Here is an 18,033-nt window from a genome sequence, read left to right as displayed (position 1 = left end):
GCGCCGTTACAGTGCCGCCTTAGCCGCACGCCGTTGCGCGCCGCCGGGGCGCGCCGCCGGACGTCTCGCGGCCCTGCCTGGAGTTGAACGCTTTGCTAACCATCTTGCGCGAGGCCGGCTGGCCCATCTGGCCCCTGCTGGCGACTTCCGTGCTGGGTCTGGCGCTCATTCTCGAGCGCTTCCTCTCCCTGCGCCGCGGCCTGGTCATGCCCAGGGGCCTGAGCGAACAGGTCGCCGAAATGCTGCGCAACCGGCAGGACACGCCCGAATCCCTGCACCGCCTGGAGCGCAATTCCCCCCTGGGCCGCGTGCTGGCCGAAGTCATGCGCAACCGGCACCTGCCGCGCGACGAGCTGCGCAATGTGGTCGAGGACACCGGCCGCGCCGTGGCCCACGACCTCGGCCGCTACATTTCCGCCATCGGCACCATCGCGGTGGTGGCGCCGCTGATGGGCCTGTTCGGCACCGTGGTCGGCATGATCGAGATCTTCGGCTCGTATTCGCCCGGCGGCGGCGACCCGGTCCAGCTGGCGCGCGGCATTTCCATGGCGCTCTACAACACCGCCTTCGGCATCCTGATCGCCATCCCCGCCATGATCGCGCACCGCTACCTGCGCGGCCGGGTCGACAACTACCTGGCCGCCATGGAACACGCCGCTTCGCGCCTGGCGCGCGCGATCGCGCCGTCCCATGCCGCCGCCGGCGGCGCGCGCGAGGCCCGCCCATGAATTTCCGCGGCCGCGGCAATCGCGACGAGCTGGACATCAACCTGATCCCGCTCATCGACGTGCTGCTCGTCATCCTGATCTTCCTGGCTGCCACCACGTCGTTCGCGAAGTTCACCCAGCTCAAGGTCACGCTGCCCGAAGCGTCGGCCGCCCAGGACATGCCCGCGGCGCTCGAGGTGGCCGTGAGCCAGGACGGCCGCTATGCGCTCAACGGCACGCTCATCGACGTGTCCACCCCGGCCGAGATCGCCGACACGCTGCGCCAGGCGGCCGCGGGCAAGACCGAGCCCATGATCATCATCAACGCCGACGCCCAGGCCACCCACCAGTCCGTGATCAACGTCATGGAAGCCGCCCGGCTGGCGGGCATCGGCCGCGTCAACTTCGCCGCCCAGACCTCGCGGTGACCGCCCGTCGTTCTTCCGCGCCGCTGCTGGCTCGCCAATGGCAGGAAGGCGGCTGGCTGTCCGACCTGCTGCGCCCCCTCGCCGCGCTGGTGCGCCGCCACACCGAAAAAAAACGCGCCGACTACCTGCAAGGCCGCAAACCGTCCTGGCGCGCGCCCGTGCCCGTGGTGGTCGTGGGCAACATCTACGTGGGAGGCACCGGCAAGACGCCCGTGGTCATCGCCGCCGTGCAGGCGCTGCGCGAGCGCGGCTACACGCCCGGCGTGGTGAGCCGGGGCTATGGCGTGAAAATCGGCCCCGCGCCGCGCGTGGGCCGGGGCGAACTGCCGGCCGGCGAATTCGGCGACGAGCCGGCCCTGATCGCGCGCGCCACCGGAGCGCCCGTGGCCGTGCACCCGCGCCGTCCGCTCGCGGCGCAGGCCCTGCTGCGCGCGCACCCCGAGGTGGACCTCATCGTCTCCGACGACGGCCTGCAGCATCTGGCGCTCGCGCGCGACGTGGAAATCGTGGTGCAGGACGCCCGCGGCGTGGGCAACGGCCGCCTGCTGCCGGCCGGTCCGCTGCGCGAACCGCCCGAACGCCTGGACGAGGTGGACCTTATCGTCACCAACCAAGCCGGCCCCGACACCCCCCCTCCTCAGGGGAAAGCTGGCCGGGCCGCGCCAGGCCGGGCCGCGTCAGGCCGGGCCGCGTCAGGCCGGGCCGCGCCGGGCGGGGCCGCGTCAGGTCATCCGCGGCGCGTCGCCATGTGGCTGCGCCCCGGCCTGGCGCGCCGGCTGACAGACGGCGCCGAGCGCCCGCTGTCCGATTTCGCCGGCCAGCCCGGCGTGGCCGCCGCCGCCGGCATCGGCAACCCGGACCGTTTCTTCGCCACGCTGAAGGCCGCGGGGGTAGAGCCCGGGCACACGTTGCCGCTGCCCGACCATCACGACTACGCCCGCTCGCCCTTCGGCGCGCTGGGCGCGCGGACCATCCTGATCACGTCCAAAGACGCCATCAAATGCGCCGCCCTGCACGACGATCGGCTGTGGGAGGTGCCGGTGCGTGCCGAGTTTTCCGATCCGCGCCTGTTCGATTGGCTGGCCGCGCGCCTGCGCGGCAAGCACTAGAAAAAGGCCGGCCCGGCCGCGGCGGCGCGCTGCGCGACGTCCTGCGCCAGGGCGCGCTCGCGGGCGCGCGCGGCGCGCAGCCGCAGCAGCCAAAGCGGCGCATGCGCCAGCACCAGCAGCGCGGCCAGCGTCCATGCCAATGCCGTCGCCAGCGCGCGCCACGGATCGGACAATCCCAGGGAAGCATCGATCGCCAGCAGGGGCGAACCCGCCTCGTCCCGGCCCGAGGCGATGACGATGCCTTCGATGCGGAACGGCGCCCCGCCCTCCGCCGAAAGCATGAGCGCCTGGGCGCGCCAGCGCGCCAGCAGGTCGCCGCCGGCCGCCTCGGGCGCTTGCGGCAGCGAAGCATGGGGCCCGGGCGCCACCCGCAGCGCCACGCCGCCGCGCCGCATCCGCGCGGCCTCGCCGGCGGCCTTGTCGACGGCCAGCCGCACCTGTTCGCCCATGCTCTCGCGGCCCAGGCGGCGCAGCTCCTCGGCGGCGCGCGAATTGACCAGGGCGGTATCGCGCCGCCCCTTGAGCTCGCCTTTGCGCGCCAGGTCCAGCAACGCGCCCCAGTCTTCCGGCTCGGGTCCGTCGAAGACGAGCTGCTCGGCCATCGTGCCCTTCAGGCTCGCGCACAGCCCGTGATCGCTGCCGCCCGCCGCGGCGCAGGCCTGTTCCACGGCGAGCACTCCCTCGCTCAGCCCGGCCACCGTCTCCACCGACACGGCGCGCCGGCCGCCATAGGGATACGGATACGGCGACGCGCCGCCCGCCCGGCCCGCCGCCATGCGCACCAGGGCGTCCATGACGGGGTTGGCCCGCGTGCGCAGGAACGCTCCCGAGTAAACGGCGAGCACGGATTCGTCCAGCTCCGGCCGCGGCGCCTGCACGGGCTGCCCGCCCCAGCGCAGTCGCCGGCAATCCGCCGGCCAGAAACCGCCTTCCGAACCGGCCGCGGGGTCGCAGCGCCCCTCGCCCGACAGCGCCACCGGCGCGCCCACGGCGGGCAGGTCGCGCATCAGGCCCTCGGGCGAGTCGTATGCGCGCGGCTCCGCGCCGCGCAGCCAGGCGCCGGCCAGCAGGAACTCGGACCGCGGATTGCCGAGCGCCAGCCACAGCAGGACCAGCGCGGCCAGGCCCGTGAGCGCCAGCGTCAAATGCCGGCCCCAGTACACGGGCGGATGCCGCCGGATGTCTTCATCCACTGAATGCGTCCTGCCCAGCCGCAGCACGCCGTAGTCGGAAACGCGCAGGTCCATGTCCACGCGCAGGTCGTCCGGCAGCTTCAGGCTGTCCTGCCAGTGCGCGGGCAGCGACACCGGCAGCTTGTCGCCCACAAAGAGCTGGGCGCGCACGGTTTCGGTATTGCGCGTGTCGGTGAGCACCACGGCGTGCAGTTCGCCCCGCACGCGGTTCACCTTGCCCGGCTCGGGCAGCCGGCGGCGGCGCCACGCGACCCACAGCGCGGCCGCGGCCGGCGCCGCGCCGCCGGCCATCCAGGCGGGTGAGTCCTGGCCGATGGCGAAGGCCAGCGCGCCGAACGCCAGCGCCCACAGGAGCGCCGGCCAGATGCCCGCCCCCGGCCCGCTGCGCGCCGCCACCTCGGCCGGCGTCTCGTCGCGCTGGCCCAGGATTTCCACGCGCATCGCGTCCTCCAGCTCGCGCGCCGCCTGCGCGGCAGGTTCGCCGGGAGGCGAATCGGCCAGCAGGTCCTCGGGATCGCTCACGTTCTGCATCGCGCCCGTCCGGCCCGACTGCCATTGGTCGCTCTGCCTCCTGCGGCGCTGCTCGCGCTCGCGCCCTTGCGCCAGCGTGAATCCGTCATTGAGGGCCACCACGATGGCGAACCTGTCGGTAAGCGCCACCTCGGCCCGATTGTTCTCGGCCAGGAAATCGCGCGCATCGTAGGGCAGCACCACGTCGATGCCGCCCAGCGTGTCGTGCATGGCGGTGCCGCCCTGCGCAGTCTGCAGCCCGTGGCGGATGAATTCGCCCGCCAGGCGGTAGACGCCGTCGTCGCGCAGCGGGTGGCGCTTGCGCGGCTTCTGCGGATCGACCAGGAAGGGTTCGACCAGCGCCGCTTCCTCCGCCGTCAGCCGGCGCAACGGGCTGGCTTGCTGCTGCAGCGTGCGCAGCGCACCCTTGTTGCCGCTGCGTCGCGAAAGATAAGTCACGACACTGATGGCCGACCATCCCAGGACCGCCAGCAGGAGCGCCAAACGCAGGATTTCCATTGTGAGCCTTCTTCTTTTTTCGGGAAGGCAGGATCATAGCGATGATGCGTCCCGGGATTTTCTCGCAAATATGCCAAAGCATGACAATCGTTGACCAAACGCCAGGAAGACCCCGCTGCGCCGGGCCGCCGGAGGGAAGAAACTGTTCTAGAATCGCGGTCATGGAATCCCGCCTCCTCGACATTCTCGTCTGCCCGCTGTGCAAGGGCCGCCTCGAACACGACCGCCAGCGCGGCGAGCTGATCTGCCGCGCCGACCGCCTGGCCTTTCCCGTGCGCGACGGCATCCCCGTCATGCTGGAATCCGAAGCCCGCGAGCTGGACGAAACGCCGGCCGCCGCATGACGCGACTCTCCACTTCCTGCCCGCCCGCGCGGGCCTGACCTCCGCATCGTGAGCTTCATCGCCCTCATCCCGGCGCGCACCGCGTCCACCCGCCTGCCCGACAAACCCTTGGCCGACATCGCCGGCAAGCCCATGGTGGTGCGCACCGCCGAACGGGCGCTGCGGTCCGGCGCGACGCGCGTATGCATCGCCACCGACGACGAGCGCGTGCGCGAGGCCGCGCACGCCCACGGCCTGGAGGCCGTCATGACGCGCGCCGACCATCCCACCGGCACCGACCGGCTGTCCGAGGCAGTGGACCTGCTGGGCCTGCCCGACGACGCGCTGGTGGTGAACGTGCAGGGCGACGAACCCCTGATCGAGCCCGCCCTTATCGACGCGGTGGCGCGCCAGCTACGCGGGGCGCCCGGGGCCGACATCGCCACCTGCGCCTGTCCGCTGGCCGACGCCCAGGCGCTTTTCAATCCGAACGTGGTCAAGGTGGTGTGCGCGGCCGACGGACGCGCGCTGTATTTCTCGCGGGCCCCGATACCGTGGGCGCGCGACGCGCTGGCGGGCGGCGAGCGCGTGCTGGCCGAGGGCCTGCCCGCCTGGCACCATGTGGGGCTGTATGCCTATCGCGTGCCCTTCTTGCGGCGCTTTCCCTCCCTGCCCCAGGGCGTGCTCGAACGCTTCGAGGCGCTGGAGCAATTGCGCGCGCTGGAACACGGCCACGCCATTTCCGTATACCTGGCCGATACGCCTCCGGCCGCCGGGGTAGATACTCCGGCCGATCTCGAACGCGCGCGCAGGGCGTATTCCAATCGGTTATAAGGGTTATTTCGCATGGCGCCGGCCCGCAGAGGCTGCTGCATTGCGGCATAATCGCCCCGATCACAAAAAACAAACCCCATTCAGGAGCACTCATGCGTCTCATCTTGCTCGGACCTCCCGGCGCCGGCAAAGGCACTCAGGCCGCGTTTCTCACCCAGCGCTTCGGCATTCCGCAGATCTCCACCGGCGACATGCTGCGCGCGGCCGTGAAAGCCGGCACGCCGCTGGGCCTGGAAGCCAAGAAGGTCATGGACGCGGGCGGCCTGGTGTCCGATGAGATCATCATCGGCCTGGTCCAGGACCGCCTCAAGCAGCCCGACTGCGCCAACGGCTATCTGTTCGACGGTTTCCCGCGCACCATCCCGCAGGCCGACGCGCTCAAGCACGCCGGCGTGAAGCTGGACTATGTGGTCGAAATCGAGGTTCCCGAAGCCGACATCATCGAGCGCATGAGCGGCCGCCGCGTGCACCAGCCCAGCGGCCGCACCTACCACGTGCGCTTCAATCCGCCCAAGCAGGACGGCAAGGACGACCTCACCGGCGAACCGCTGATCCAGCGCGACGACGACCGCGAAGAAACCGTGCGCAACCGCCTGGCCGTCTACCGCGAGCAGACCCGCCCGCTGGTGGACTACTACTCCGGCTGGGCCGCCAGCCAGCCCGCCGAGGCGCCCAAGTACCGCAAGATCTCGGGCGTAGGCTCGGTCGAAGAAATCAAGAACCGGCTGTTCGAGGCCGTCCAGGGCTGACCGCGCGCCGACGGCCGCCCGAGGCCTCCGGGCCGCGGCCCGGAGGCTTTTTCTTTTCTTCGCGGCGCCGCCCGCGCCGCGTCCAATCCATCGAGTTCATGGGGTAGCAGAGACATGGAAATCGCGAACAAGGTATTCATCGTGACCGGCGGCGCCTCCGGCCTGGGCGCAGGCACCGTACGCATGCTGGTGCAGAACGGCGCCAAGGTGGTCATCGCCGACGTGCAGGACGAGGCCGGCGAGGCGCTGGCCAAGGAGCTGGGCCAGCGCTACGTGCACTGCGACGTCACCCAGGAAACCGACGGCCAGCGCGCCGTGGCCGCCGCCAAGGAACTGGGCGCCCTCTTCGGCCTGGTCAACTGCGCCGGCATCGCCCCGGCGGCGAAGATCGTCGGCAAGAACGGCGCTCACCCGCTGGATCTCTTCCAGAAAGTGATCTCCGTCAACCTCATCGGCAGCTTCAACATGATGCGCCTGGCCGCCGAGGCCATGAGCGCCAACGCGCCCGAGCCCACCGGCGAGCGCGGCGTGCTCATCAACACCGCCTCGGTGGCGGCGTTCGACGGCCAGATCGGGCAGGCCGCGTATTCCGCCTCCAAGGCGGGCGTGGCCGGCATGACGCTGCCCATCGCGCGCGATCTGGCCAAGACCGGCATCCGCTGCATGACCATCGCTCCCGGCATCTTCGGCACGCCCATGATCTTCGGCATGCCCCAGGAAGTGCAGGACTCGCTGGCCGCCAGCATCCCCTTCCCCGCCCGCCTCGGCCGTCCCGAAGACTACGCCAAGCTGGTCCACAGCATCATCACCAACGACATGCTCAACGGCGAAACCATCCGCCTGGATGGCGCCATCCGCATGCCGCCGAAGTAAACCGGCCCGCGCACGGCCGTGCGGCCGGCCTCTGCCCCGGAAACCGCTGTCCGGGGCGGCGCCGGCCCACCCCTCCCCGCTTCCCGCCTTCCATGAGTCTTTTCCGTTCCGCGGCCACGGTCAGCGGCCTCACCCTGCTCTCCCGCGTCTCCGGCCTCGTCCGCGACATCCTGGTCGCGCGCGCATTCGGCGCGGGCCCGCTCACCGATGCGTTCTGGGTCGCGTTCCGCATTCCCAACCTGCTGCGGCGGCTCTTCGCCGAAGGCGCGTTTTCCCAGGCGTTCGTGCCCATACTCGGCGCGGCGCGCGCCAACCGCGGCGAAGACGCCGTCCGCACGCTGCTGGACCGCGTGGCGCTGCTGCTGACGCTGGCGCTCATGGCCATCACGCTGGCCGGCATCGCGGCCGCGCCCTGGGTGGTGTCCGCCATGGCCAGCGGCCTGCGCGGCGCGGCCCGCGAAACCGAATTCGGCGCCGCCGTCTGGATGACGCGCATGATGTTCCCGTACATCCTGTGCATGTCGCTGGTCGCCTTCGCCTCGGGCGTGCTCAATACCTGGCGGCGCTTCGCGGTGCCCGCCTTCACGCCCGTGCTGCTCAACCTGGCCATGATCGGCGCCTGCCTGTGGCTGGCGCCGATCATGGCCGTGCCCATCTATGCGCTGTCGGTCGGCGTGATGGCCGGCGGCGTGGCGCAACTGGCGGTGCAATGGGCCGCGCTGGCGCGCCTGGGCCTGACGCCGCGCCTGAGCCTGCGCGTGCGCGAAGCCTGGCGCGACGCCACGGTGCAGCGCATCCTGAAGCAGATGGCGCCCGCCACGCTGGGCGTATCCGTGGCGCAGATCTCGCTGCTCATCAACACAAACATCGCCACCTGGCTCAAGCCCGGCAGCGTGACCTGGCTGTCCTTCGCCGACCGCCTCATGGAATTCCCCACCGCCCTGCTGGGCGTGGCGCTGGGCACGGTGCTGCTGCCCAGCCTCTCCGCCGCGCATGCGCGCGACGACCATGGCGGCTACAGCGCGCTGCTCGACTGGGGCCTGCGCCTGGTGCTGCTGCTGGGGCTGCCGGCCGCCGTCGGCATGGCGCTGCTGTCCGACGGGCTGGTGGCCACGCTGTTCCACTACGGCCGCTTCGACGCCGCCGACGTGGGCCAGACGCGGCTGGCCGTGATCGCCTACTCCGCCGGGCTGATCGGCCTGCTGTCGGTGAAAATCCTCGCCCCCGGGTTCTACGCCAAGCAGGACATCCGCACGCCCGTGAAAATCGCCATCGGCGTGCTGCTGCTCACGCAGCTGATGAACCTCGCCTTCGTGCCCCTTTTCTCGCACGCCGGCTTGGCGCTGGCCATCGGGCTGGGCGCCTGCCTGAATGCGCTGGCGCTGCTCCTGGGCCTGCGCCGGCGCGGGGTATACCGGCCCGGCGCGGGCTGGGCCGTCTTTGCGCTGCGCCTGCTGCCGGCCCTGGCCGCCCTGGCTGCGCTTTTGATCTACGCCGATCAGCGGATCGACTGGATCGGCCTGCAGGCGCATGCTTGGCGCCGGGTCGCCTGCCTGGCCGGCGTGCTGGCGGCCAGCGGCCTGGTGTATTTCTCGATGCTGTTCGCGTTCGGCTTCCGCCCGCGCGATTTTCGGCGCGCGCGCAGCGGCTGAATGCGGGATTTTCGTCCCGCATGAAGAAAGAAGCCCCGCGCCGCGCCCGCTGCGCGGGCTTGCTGCCCCCAAGGGGGCGCTTTTTGTCTTGGGGCGGCCCAGCGATGAAAAGGGCCCCCCACGCCGCGCCCGCTGCGCGGGCTTGCTGCCCCCCAAGGGGCGCTTTTTGTCTTGGGGCGGCCCGGCGATGAAATGGGGCCCCCCGCGCCGCGCCCGCTGCGCGGGCTTGCTGCCCCCCAAGGGGGCGCTTTTTGTCTTGGGGCGGCCCGGCGATGAAATGGGCCCCCCGCGCCGCGCCCGCTGCGCGGGCTTGCTGCCCCCCCAAGGGGGGCGCTTTTTGTCTTGGGGCGGCCCGGCGACAAAAAAAGCCGGCCCAGCGCCGGTTTTTTATTTAAATTTCCGTCAAGAATTGACAGCCACCCGGTAATCTTTGGTAAAAAACCTTTATTATTTACAAGTTGGCATTGCAGGATTCCCACCCGCCTCCGTGGGACACGAATGAATTACGCACAAGGAAAACCCGTGGCCGACCAGGTAATCAACTGGTTGCTGTTGCTGCGGTCCGGCCGTGCAACCGCCCAGGATTATGACGAATTCCTGGCCTGGCGCGCGGCCGACCCCAGCCACGAGAACGCTTGGCAGCAGCTCAGCAGTTCGCTGGCCGGCTCCGCGTTCGGCCGGCTCGGCGACGCGTATCCGGTCGGCTATCCCACCTCCGACGCCGAGGCGCCCCCGCCCGCGCCGGTTCCGGGCTCGCGCCGCCGTTTCCTGGCCGGCGGACTGGCCCTCGCCTGCACCGGCGCCTTCGCCGGCTATGTGGGCAACGCCTATTATCCGCTGAGCAGCGTAGCGGCCGACGCCGCCACCCCCACCGGCCAGCGCCGCCGCTACATGTTGTCCGACGGCAGCCAGTTGCTGCTGGACGCGCGCAGCCGCGTCAATCTGGATTTCACGCCCGCCTACCGCCAGGTCCGCCTGCTCGACGGCGCGGTCACGGTAGCCGTCGCGCCGGATGCGCGCCGCCCCTTCCTGGTGCAGACCGCCCAGGGCACGGTGCGGGCGCTGGGCACCCGCTACATGGTGCGCCAGCAGGCGCAGCGCACGGTGGTGGTGGTGCACGAGCACGAAGTCGAGGTCGAAACCATGGCCGGCGCCCACGGCGTGGTGCGGGCCGGCACCGGCGCGCGCTTCGACGCGGCGCGCATGGACACCCCGCGCGCCGAGCTGACCGCCGAAGCCGCCTGGGAAAACGGCTGGGTCGACGCGCGCGGCCGGCCGCTGGCCGAAGTGATCGCCGCCCTGCGCCCGTACCGCAGCGGCGCGCTGCGCGTCTCGATGGCGGCGGGCGGCCTGCCCGTGTACGGCCACTTCCCGCTCGACAACACGGACGCCGCCCTGTCGGCCCTGCAGGAAAGCATGCCCATCGAGGTGCGGCGCTACACCCCCTGGTTCGTGTCCATCAACGTCGCGGGCTAGGGCTGCGCCCTCCCGCCCGTCATTTCCGGCCTGAGGTATACTCCCCAGCGCCCGCCGAAGGGTCTGCGGCGGCCCCGGTCTGTGCAAATTCAGCAGGCTGTACTTGCATTCCCTGGCGGAATTGCTAAAATCTTTGTCTTTGCCGAATTCAACTTATATAGCAACATGGCCAATACCGCCCAAGCACGCAAGCGCGCTCGCCAATCCATCGAGCGCAACAAGCACAATTCCAGCCTGCGCTCGATGCTGCGCACCGCCATCAAGCGTGTTCGTCAAGCCATCGCCGCTGGCGACAAAGCTGCGGCAGGCGAAGTGTTCCAGAAGGCCACCAGCGTGATCGACCGCGTGGCCGACAAGAACATCATTCACAAGAACAAGGCCGCTCGCCACAAGAGCCGCCTGGCCGCCGCCATCAAGGCGCTGGCCTGAGCCATTCTGCCGCCCCGCCTGCCGGGGCAGCACGAATACGGCAAATGAAAAAGGATGCCCGCGGGCATCCTTTTTTGCGTGGGAACGCCGGGCACGTGTGGAACCGTCCGCGCCCATGGCGCTCCCTATGCCGAGACCTGCCGCGCAAGCGCGGCCCGCATGGCCCGGACTTCTTCCTGCAACGCCACGCGGAAGTCCGCCGCCAATGAATTGGCCGGCCGGTGCTCGGGAAACACCATGCCGACGCGAAACGGAAAAGACCGCGTCAGCGGCCGCAGGTGCAGATGCGGTCCGGCGAAGTCCAACGCCGTCAGGGGGTTGACGATGGCCGCCCCCAGCCCCTGCCGCACGAAGGCGCACACCGACACGGCCGTGGGCGTTTCCGCCACCGGACGCGGCGCCACGCCCAGCTCCGCGAACGCCGCGTCGATCTGGAGGCGGTACGGATCGCTGGGCGACAGGCACACGAACGCCTGCCCGGCCAGATCCTGCAGCGCAATGGCCCGCCGCGCCAGCAAGGGATGTCCGGCGGGCAGCACGCATACCTCGTCCACTTCCAGCAAGGTTTCCAGCCGGGTGCCCGCGGGCGCGGCATCGCGCTCGGTCAGACCCAGGTCGTAACGCTGGGCGCTCAGCCATTCTTCGAGCACCGGCGATTCCTGGTTTTCGACCGAGACGCTGGCGTCCGGATGGCGCGCGTGAAACCGGCGGCAGGCGCCAGGCAGGATCGAGTGCGAAAACGCCGGCAGCGCGATCACGGCCAATTGGCCGTCGTGGAAGGCGCGCAGACGCGCCGCCGCCGCGGCGACGCGCTCCAGGCCCGTGTACGAGCGCCGCACTTCCTCGTAAAGCGCCAGCGCCTGCGCCGTAGGCCGCAGCCGGCCGCGCACGCGCTCGAACAGCGCCAGCCCCAGCATGCGCTCCAGCCGGGCCAGCTCGCGGCTCACGGTCGGCTGCGAGGTGCGCAGCAACTCGGCCGCCCGCGTGGCGCTGCCGGCGAGCATCAGTGCGCGGAACAGCTCGACATGCCGGTGCGATAGCTGGCTCATGTATATCAGATATGAATGAATGCTTTAATAGAAGGCATTTTACGGCATGGGGATTTCGCGTCATGATGGCGCCCTCCCGCGCCGGAAAGACCGGCGCGCATTTTCTTTCCGAGACGCATCAGACATGGCTTTCGATCCCCGCCAGCTTTCCGACCTCGCCGAACGCTACGGCACCCCGCTCTGGGTCTACGACGCGGCGGTCATCCGCGAACGCATCGGGCAGCTCCGCCAGTTCGACACCCTCCGCTACGCGCAGAAAGCCTGCTCCAACATCCATATCCTGAAGCTCATGCGGGAAGCGGGCACGGTGGTGGACGCGGTGTCGCTGGGCGAAATCCAGCGCAGCCTGGCGGCGGGCTTTCGCCCCGGCGGCGAGCCCGAGGGCATCGTCTTCACCGCGGACCTCATCGATCACGCCACCATGGCCGCCGTGCGCGAGCACGGCATTACCGTGAACGCGGGCTCGCTGGACATGCTGGAACGGGTGGGCATCCAGTCGCCCGGCCATCGCGTGTGGCTGCGCATCAACCCCGGATTCGGCCACGGCCACAGCAACAAGACCAACACCGGCGGCCCGCAGAGCAAGCACGGCATCTGGATCGGAGACACCGGACGGGCGCTGGACATCGTGCGCCGCCACGGCCTGAAGCTGGTCGGCATCCACATGCACATCGGCTCGGGCGTGGACTACGGCCATCTCTCGCAGGTCTGCGACGCCATGGTGCAAACGGTGGCGGGGCTGGGCCACGACATCGAAGCCATCTCGGCGGGCGGCGGCCTGTCGATCCCGTACCGCGAGGGAGAGCCGCGCATCGACACCGCGCACTACTTCGCGCAATGGGACGCGGCCCGCAAGCGCATCGAGGCGCAACTGGGCCACGCCGTGCGGCTGGAAATCGAACCCGGCCGCTTCCTGGTGGCCGAGGCGGGCGTGCTGGTGGCGGAGGTGCATGCGCTGAGCGGCCGCCCCGGGCGCGATTTCGCGCTGGTGGACGCGGGCTTCAATGACCTGATGCGGCCGGCCATGTACGGCAGCCACCACCGCATCGAGGTGCACGCGCGCGGCGATGCGCCGCGCGACGGCGCCCTGGCGCCGCTGACCGTGGCCGGCCCGCTGTGCGAGTCCGGGGACGTGTTCACGCAGGACGCCGGCGGCGTGGTATCGGAGCAGGCGCTGCCGCGCCCTCGCGTGGGCGACCTGCTGTTCTTTCATAACGCCGGCGCCTACGGCGCTTCCATGTCTTCCAACTACAACAGCCGGCCGCTGGCAGCCGAGGTGCTGCTCGACGGCGACCGCGCCACGCTGATCCGCCGTCGCCAGACGGTGGACGAGCTGCTGGCGCTGGAAAACACGCGCTGAGCGCGTTCAGGTGGGAAATGCCTCGCGCAGGGCGAAAGTGGCCTGTTTGAACACGCCCAGGTCGGTGCCCACCGCCACGAAGTGCATGCCCATGTCGAGGTAGCGGCGCGCGTCGGCCGCCACCGGGGCCAGGATGCCCACTGCCTTGCCCTGCGCGCTGATGCGCTGGTAGAGGTGGCGGATGGCCTCCTGGACCTCGGGGTGGCCGGGATTGCCCAGATGGCCCAGCGCCGCGGCCAGGTCCGAAGGACCGATGAACACGCCGTCCACGCCCTCCACCGAGGCGATCTCGTCCACGGCTTCGATGCCCGGCCGGCTCTCGATCTGCACCAGCACACAGATGTTGTCATTGATGGTCTGCAGATAGCCCGGCACGGTGCCGTAGCGGTTGCTGCGCTGCGCGCCGGCCACGCCCCGGATGCCCTGCGGCGGATAGCGGGTGGCCGCCACCGCGCGCCGCGCGTCGTCTTCCGACTCCACGAAAGGAATCAGCAGGTTGTAGAAACCGATGTCCAGCAGGCGCTTGATCTCCACGGGGTCGTTCCACGACGGCCGGCCGATGGGCGCGCTGCCGCTGGCCTGCAAGGCCTGCAACTGCTGCAGGAACATGGGCACGTCGTTGGGCGAGTGCTCGCCGTCGAGGAGCAGCCAGTCGAACTCGGCCAGGCCGGCCACCTCGGCCGTGATGTGGCTGGCCATGCACATCCAGAAGCCGATGAGGCGCTCGCGGGCCAGGATGCGTTGGCGGAAACGGTTGGGTAGCGGTGAATTCATTGCTGCATTTGCCTTTCAGGGATGCGGAATCGAAGAGCCGCGGCCGGCCGGGGCCGCGGCGGGAAAAGCTCAGTCCATGCGCGCGCCGGACGCCTTGGCGGCCGCGCCCCACTTGGCGATCTCGTTGCCGACGAAGGCCGAGAACGCCTTGGGGTCGTTGCCCACCACCACGAAGCCTACGCTTTCGAGCTTCTGCCGCGTGGCGGGATCGGCCAGGGCCTTCACCGTAGCCTGGTGCAGCCGCTCGATGACGGCGGGCGGGGTCCGGGCCGGCGCCGACAGGCCGAACCACGATTCGGCCGCAAAGCCAGGATAGCCCGACTCGGCGATGGTGGGCGTGTCGGGATAGGCCGGATTGCGCTTGGCGCTGGCCACGGCCAGCGCGCGCAGCTTGCCGGCCTGCACCTGCGGCAGCAGGTTGTCCTGGTTCAGGAACAACACCGAGACGCGGCCCGCGATGGTGTCGGTGATCGCCGCGGCGCCGCCCTTGTAGGGCACGTGCATCAGGTCGATCTTGGCCGCCTGCTTCAGCATCTCCATGGCGAGATGGCCCGAGGAGCCGTTGCCCGAGCTGGCGTGGGTGTACTTGCCCGGGTTCTCGCGCGCCAGCTTGATGAGCTCGGCGAAGGTGCGCGCCGGAAACTCCGGATTGGCCACCAGCACGTTGGGGCCGGTCGCCAGCAGCGAAATGTGCGAGAAATCCGCGTCGCGGTACGGCATGCTCTGGTAGAGCGCGTAGTTGATGGCGTTGGAGCCCACGCCCGAAAGCAGCAGCGTATGGCCATCGGGCTCGGCCTTGGCGACCGCGTCGGAGCCGATATTGCCGTTGGCCCCGCCCTTGTTCTCGACGATCACCGTCTGTCCCAGCTCCTTGGACAGACCGGCCGCGAGCATGCGGCCCACGGCGTCGGTGCTGCCGCCCGGCGGAAACGGCACCACCAGCTTGACCGGCCGCGACGGCCAGTCCCCGCCCTGGGCGCAAGCCGGGCCGCCCAGCGCGGCCAGCGCCGCGAAGGCGGTCATGGCCAGCAGCGCCTGGCGGCGTCCCGCGCGGGATGTAGCGTGGTTCTTCATGGTTTTGTCTCCTCTCTGTGTTGTCGTGGCGCCCGCTGCGCGGGTCAGTGGATTTCGGGCTCGCCGGCCGCGCCGGCCCGCTGTCCGGTCTGCAGGAAATCGAAATCGCAGCCCGTGTCGGCCTGCCCGATGTGCTTGAGGTACAGCACTCCGTAGCCGCGCTCGAAACGCGGCTGCGGCGGCTGCCACGCGGCCTTGCGCGCGGCCAGCTCTTCGTCGGACACCCGCAGCTCGATCTTGCGGCCCGGCACGTCCAGCGAAATGAGATCGCCGTCTTTCACGAACGCGAGCGGGCCGCCCACATAGGATTCGGGCGATACGTGCAGCACGCAGGCGCCGTAACTGGTGCCGCTCATGCGGGCGTCGGAGATGCGCACCATGTCGCGCACGCCCTGCTTGAGCAGCTTCTGCGGAATGGGAAGCTGGCCCCATTCCGGCATGCCCGGCGCGCCCTGCGGCCCGGCGTTCTGCAGGACGATGACGCTGTCGGCGTCCACGTCCAGCGCGGGGTCGTCGATGCGCTCGGCCATGTCGTTGTAGTCCTTGAACACCACGGCCCGGCCCGTGTGCACCTGCAGCCGCGCCTCCATGGCGGGCGGCTTGATGACCGCGCCGTCGGGCGCCAGGTTGCCGCGCAGCACGGCCAGGCCGTCGCGCTCGATGATGGCCTGCCCGCGCGGGCGGATCACGTCTTCGTTGAAGATGCGCGCGCCGGCGATGTTCCCGCCCAGCGTGCAGCCGTCCACGGTGCGCTGGGACAGGTCCAGCAGATCCTGCATCTGCGCCAGCATGGCCCGCAGGCCGCCCGCGTAATAGAAGTCTTCCATCAGGTACTTGCCCGAGGGGCGCAGGTTCGCCAGCACCGGCGTGCTGCGCGCCAGCGCGTCGAAACGGTCCAGGTCCAGCCCGAAACCGCTGCGCCGCGCCATGGCGATCAGGTGCACCACGGCGTTGGTCGAACCGGACAGCGCCAGCACGGTGCGCACCGCGTTGTCGTAGGATGCCTCGGTCAGCAGGTCGGAGGGCTTGAGGTCTTCCCACACCATCTCGACGATGCGCTTGCCCGACAGGCTGGCCATCTGCGCGTGGCGCGAATCCGGCGCCGGAATGGACGCATAGCCCGACAGGCACAGGCCCAGCGCCTCCACCGCCGACGTCATGGTCGAGGCCGTGCCCATGGTCATGCAATGGCCCGGCGAGCGCGCGATGCCGTCTTCCACGCCCTGCCAGTCTTCTTCGGTGATGTTGCCCGCGCGCAGCTCCGCCCAGTATTTCCAGGTGTCCGAGCCCGACCCCAGCGTGTTGCCGTTCCAGTTGCCGCGCAGCATGGGGCCGGCCGGCACGAAGATCGTGGGCAGGTCCATGGACACCGCGCCCATGATGAGCGCCGGCGTGGTCTTGTCGCAGCCGCCCATCAGCACACAGCCGTCGGCCGGATACGAGCGCAGCAGCTCCTCGGTTTCCATGGCCAGCAGGTTGCGGTAGAGCATGGTGGTGGGCTTCTGGAACGGCTCGGACAGGCTCATCGCCGGCATTTCCACGGGGAAGCCGCCGGCCTGCCAGATGCCGCGCTTGACCTCTTCCACGCGCTGGCGGAAATGGCTGTGACAGGGGTTGATGTCGCTCCAGGTGTTGATGATGGCGATCACCGGCTTGCCCGCGTAGTCGGAGCGGTGATAGCCCATCTGCGCGGTGCGCGAGCGATGGCCGAAGGAACGCAGGTCTTTCACGCCGTACCAGCGGTGGCTGCGCAGTTCTTCGGGTTTTTTGCGGGGTTTGTCTTGGCTCATGTCTCGGATCCTGTGTTCTGGTTATGAAAGCATGCGGGACGCGGTTCAGGCGGGCCCGTCCAGCAGGTATGGCGCGCCGGCCCGCTCGCAGATGCCGCGCAGCCGCTCGGCCAGCGCGGCCGGTATGGGAATGCCCGCCACGCGCCTGCGCTCGCGCTCGGCGGCCTCGGGCTCGCCGGCCACCAGCACCGGCGCTTCGGGGTCGGCCGGCGCAGTGGCGTGCAGGGCGTCGATCAGGCCGTCCATGTCGGACTCGAAAGAGCCCGAGGCGCGGAAGGCGTCGGGGTTGAGCGCCAGGAAGAAATGGCCGACGTCGTCGGGTTCGTCCGGCCGGCGCGTCGCGGCGCGCCGCGCGGCGAAGGCGCTGCCGCCCAGCGTGCCGCCCAGGATCTGCGCCATCATGGCCAGCCCGTAGCCCTTGTGGCTGCTCATGGCGGGCGTGCCGCCCAGCGGCGTGAGCCCGCCCTCGGGCCGCTCGAAAATGGTTTTCATGGCCTGGCCCGCGTCGCGGATCGACGCGCCCTGCCCGTCCACGGCCCAGCCCTCGGGCAGCGGCTTGCCCAGAAAGTCGTACACCTTGACCTTGTTGGCCGCGACCGTGGTGGTGGCCATGTCGAGCAAAAAGGGCTCGTTGCGCGCCGCGGGCGCGCCGAAGGCGATGGGGTTAGTGCCCAGCATGGGCATGGCGCCGCGCGTGGGCACCATGATGATGCCGTTGGCGCTGCTGGTGACCAGCCCCACCACGCCGCGCGCCACGGCGATGCGGGCATAGACGCCGGCCGCGCCGAAATGATGCGAGTTGCGCACCGACACCGCCCCCACGCCGGATTCCAGGGCCTTGTCCACCGCCAGGTTCATGGCCATGGCGGCCGCCGGATACCCCAGCCCGCCCATGGCGTCGATGAGCGCGCTGGCGCCGCTCTCGCGTTCCACGCGCGGCCGCGCGTCCAGGCGCAGCGAGCCGGCGCGCCATTTTTCCTCGTAGGCCGGCAGCATGGAAATGCCATGAGAATCGATGCCGAGCAGGTCGGTCTGCGCCATCAGGTCCGCCGTGATGCGCGCCAGGTCGCCGGGCATGCCCCAGGCCTGCAGCACCGCCAGGATCTGCTCGCGCACGCGTTCCGCCGGCGCCGCCGTACCCGATCCGTTTCCTCGCACTCCGTACTCCTTTTCGTCTCTGTCTG

The 18,033-nt window shown here is 70.2% G+C and carries 17 protein-coding genes; 11 read left to right on the top strand and 6 right to left on the bottom strand.

All coding sequences use genetic code 11. The features are described from left to right. The first annotated feature begins 92 nt into the window (after window positions 1-92). Genes NGJ44_RS05690 through lpxK form a run of 3 tightly spaced genes read left to right on the top strand, consistent with a single transcriptional unit; the run spans window position 93 to window position 2,244 of the window. The gene (locus tag NGJ44_RS05690; RefSeq protein ID WP_251863364.1) at window positions 93-728 is read left to right on the top strand and encodes a MotA/TolQ/ExbB proton channel family protein; all 636 of its coding nucleotides are present in this window, start codon (window positions 93-95) and stop codon (window positions 726-728) included. After that, the gene (locus NGJ44_RS05685; RefSeq protein ID WP_251863363.1) at window positions 725-1,135 is read left to right on the top strand and encodes an ExbD/TolR family protein; all 411 of its coding nucleotides are present in this window, start codon (window positions 725-727) and stop codon (window positions 1,133-1,135) included. The genes NGJ44_RS05690 and NGJ44_RS05685 overlap by 4 nt, the downstream gene beginning before the upstream one ends. Next, window positions 1,132-2,244, top strand: coding sequence for a tetraacyldisaccharide 4'-kinase (gene lpxK / locus NGJ44_RS05680; RefSeq protein ID WP_251863362.1), 1,113 nt, complete (start codon window positions 1,132-1,134; stop codon window positions 2,242-2,244). Before NGJ44_RS05685 ends, lpxK begins: the two co-directional genes overlap by 4 nt. Here lpxK and NGJ44_RS05675 read toward each other — a convergent pair. Beyond that, entirely contained in the window at window positions 2,241-4,466 is a 2,226-nt protein-coding gene (locus NGJ44_RS05675) for an IgaA/UmoB family intracellular growth attenuator (RefSeq protein WP_251863361.1), read from the bottom strand. The genes lpxK and NGJ44_RS05675 overlap by 4 nt on opposite strands. A 161-nt stretch (window positions 4,467-4,627) precedes the next feature. On the opposite strand from NGJ44_RS05675, the gene NGJ44_RS05670 reads away from it, so the two are divergent. From NGJ44_RS05670 to rpsT, 7 genes are all read left to right on the top strand, one after another. Then, a complete protein-coding gene (locus NGJ44_RS05670; RefSeq protein WP_053246117.1) occupies window positions 4,628-4,810 on the top strand; it encodes a Trm112 family protein in 183 nt (60 codons plus the stop codon). A gap of 48 nt (window positions 4,811-4,858) precedes the next feature. Beyond that, window positions 4,859-5,623 (top strand): 3-deoxy-manno-octulosonate cytidylyltransferase, encoded by a 765-nt coding sequence (gene kdsB, locus NGJ44_RS05665; protein ID WP_251863360.1) that lies wholly within the window; start codon window positions 4,859-4,861, stop codon window positions 5,621-5,623. 92 nt (window positions 5,624-5,715) lie between these two features. Beyond that, window positions 5,716-6,372 (top strand): adenylate kinase, encoded by a 657-nt coding sequence (gene adk, locus NGJ44_RS05660; protein WP_053246115.1) that lies wholly within the window; start codon window positions 5,716-5,718, stop codon window positions 6,370-6,372. Window positions 6,373-6,486: 114 nt separating this feature from the next. Then, a complete protein-coding gene (locus tag NGJ44_RS05655) occupies window positions 6,487-7,245 on the top strand; it encodes a 3-hydroxyacyl-CoA dehydrogenase (RefSeq protein ID WP_251863359.1) in 759 nt (252 codons plus the stop codon). 92 nt (window positions 7,246-7,337) lie between these two features. Then, window positions 7,338-8,897 carry a murein biosynthesis integral membrane protein MurJ gene (murJ, locus tag NGJ44_RS05650; protein ID WP_251863358.1) on the top strand — a complete coding sequence of 520 codons (1,560 nt, stop codon included), beginning with the start codon at window positions 7,338-7,340 and terminating at the stop codon, window positions 8,895-8,897. 498 nt (window positions 8,898-9,395) lie between these two features. Beyond that, a complete protein-coding gene (locus tag NGJ44_RS05645) occupies window positions 9,396-10,373 on the top strand; it encodes a FecR domain-containing protein (RefSeq protein WP_251863357.1) in 978 nt (325 codons plus the stop codon). A gap of 165 nt (window positions 10,374-10,538) precedes the next feature. Next, complete coding sequence (rpsT, locus tag NGJ44_RS05640; protein ID WP_251863437.1) at window positions 10,539-10,802, top strand: 30S ribosomal protein S20; 264 nt, start codon at window positions 10,539-10,541, stop codon at window positions 10,800-10,802. Between the two features lie 125 nt (window positions 10,803-10,927). Here rpsT and NGJ44_RS05635 read toward each other — a convergent pair whose 3' ends face one another. Beyond that, window positions 10,928-11,851, bottom strand: coding sequence for a LysR family transcriptional regulator (locus NGJ44_RS05635; protein ID WP_251863356.1), 924 nt, complete (start codon window positions 11,849-11,851; stop codon window positions 10,928-10,930). Between the two features lie 124 nt (window positions 11,852-11,975). Here NGJ44_RS05635 and lysA point away from each other — a divergent pair, with 124 nt between their 5' ends. Beyond that, window positions 11,976-13,211 (top strand): diaminopimelate decarboxylase, encoded by a 1,236-nt coding sequence (lysA, locus tag NGJ44_RS05630; protein ID WP_251863355.1) that lies wholly within the window; start codon window positions 11,976-11,978, stop codon window positions 13,209-13,211. 6 nt (window positions 13,212-13,217) lie between these two features. Here the strand turns inward: lysA and garL are convergent, their stop codons facing one another. From garL to NGJ44_RS05610, 4 genes are all read right to left on the bottom strand, one after another. Next, entirely contained in the window at window positions 13,218-13,985 is a 768-nt protein-coding gene (gene garL / locus NGJ44_RS05625; RefSeq protein WP_251863354.1) for a 2-dehydro-3-deoxyglucarate aldolase, read from the bottom strand. A gap of 69 nt (window positions 13,986-14,054) precedes the next feature. Then, window positions 14,055-15,008 carry a Bug family tripartite tricarboxylate transporter substrate binding protein gene (locus NGJ44_RS05620; protein ID WP_251863436.1) on the bottom strand — a complete coding sequence of 318 codons (954 nt, stop codon included), beginning with the start codon at window positions 15,006-15,008 and terminating at the stop codon, window positions 14,055-14,057. Window positions 15,009-15,103: 95 nt separating this feature from the next. After that, window positions 15,104-16,849 (bottom strand): L-arabinonate dehydratase, encoded by a 1,746-nt coding sequence (gene araD, locus NGJ44_RS05615; protein WP_251863353.1) that lies wholly within the window; start codon window positions 16,847-16,849, stop codon window positions 15,104-15,106. Between the two features lie 45 nt (window positions 16,850-16,894). After that, window positions 16,895-18,007 carry an Ldh family oxidoreductase gene (locus NGJ44_RS05610; RefSeq protein WP_286012346.1) on the bottom strand — a complete coding sequence of 371 codons (1,113 nt, stop codon included), beginning with the start codon at window positions 18,005-18,007 and terminating at the stop codon, window positions 16,895-16,897. Window positions 18,008-18,033 lie beyond the last annotated feature (26 nt).

Origin of the sequence: Achromobacter sp. Marseille-Q4962, from assembly GCF_943737005.1 — a bacterium.
GTDB lineage: Bacteria > Pseudomonadota > Gammaproteobacteria > Burkholderiales > Burkholderiaceae_B > Achromobacter.
This window is presented reverse-complemented; position numbering and strand designations above follow the sequence as displayed.

Bases quoted from the DNA above. Each gene is read 5' to 3' on its own strand.
- lysA (WP_251863355.1), top strand. From the start codon at position 11,976: ATGGCTTTCGATCCCCGCCAGCTTTCCGACCTCGCCGAACGCTACGGC.
- NGJ44_RS05645 (WP_251863357.1), top strand. From the start codon at position 9,396: ATGAATTACGCACAAGGAAAACCCGTGGCCGACCAGGTAATCAACTGG.
- NGJ44_RS05675 (WP_251863361.1), bottom strand. From the start codon at position 4,466: ATGGAAATCCTGCGTTTGGCGCTCCTGCTGGCGGTCCTGGGATGGTCG.
- rpsT (WP_251863437.1), top strand. From the start codon at position 10,539: ATGGCCAATACCGCCCAAGCACGCAAGCGCGCTCGCCAATCCATCGAG.
- NGJ44_RS05655 (WP_251863359.1), top strand. From the start codon at position 6,487: ATGGAAATCGCGAACAAGGTATTCATCGTGACCGGCGGCGCCTCCGGC.
- murJ (WP_251863358.1), top strand. From the start codon at position 7,338: ATGAGTCTTTTCCGTTCCGCGGCCACGGTCAGCGGCCTCACCCTGCTC.
- NGJ44_RS05620 (WP_251863436.1), bottom strand. From the start codon at position 15,008: ATGACCGCCTTCGCGGCGCTGGCCGCGCTGGGCGGCCCGGCTTGCGCC.
- NGJ44_RS05635 (WP_251863356.1), bottom strand. From the start codon at position 11,851: ATGAGCCAGCTATCGCACCGGCATGTCGAGCTGTTCCGCGCACTGATG.
- garL (WP_251863354.1), bottom strand. From the start codon at position 13,985: ATGAATTCACCGCTACCCAACCGTTTCCGCCAACGCATCCTGGCCCGC.
- NGJ44_RS05670 (WP_053246117.1), top strand. From the start codon at position 4,628: ATGGAATCCCGCCTCCTCGACATTCTCGTCTGCCCGCTGTGCAAGGGC.
- NGJ44_RS05685 (WP_251863363.1), top strand. From the start codon at position 725: ATGAATTTCCGCGGCCGCGGCAATCGCGACGAGCTGGACATCAACCTG.
- araD (WP_251863353.1), bottom strand. From the start codon at position 16,849: ATGAGCCAAGACAAACCCCGCAAAAAACCCGAAGAACTGCGCAGCCAC.
- adk (WP_053246115.1), top strand. From the start codon at position 5,716: ATGCGTCTCATCTTGCTCGGACCTCCCGGCGCCGGCAAAGGCACTCAG.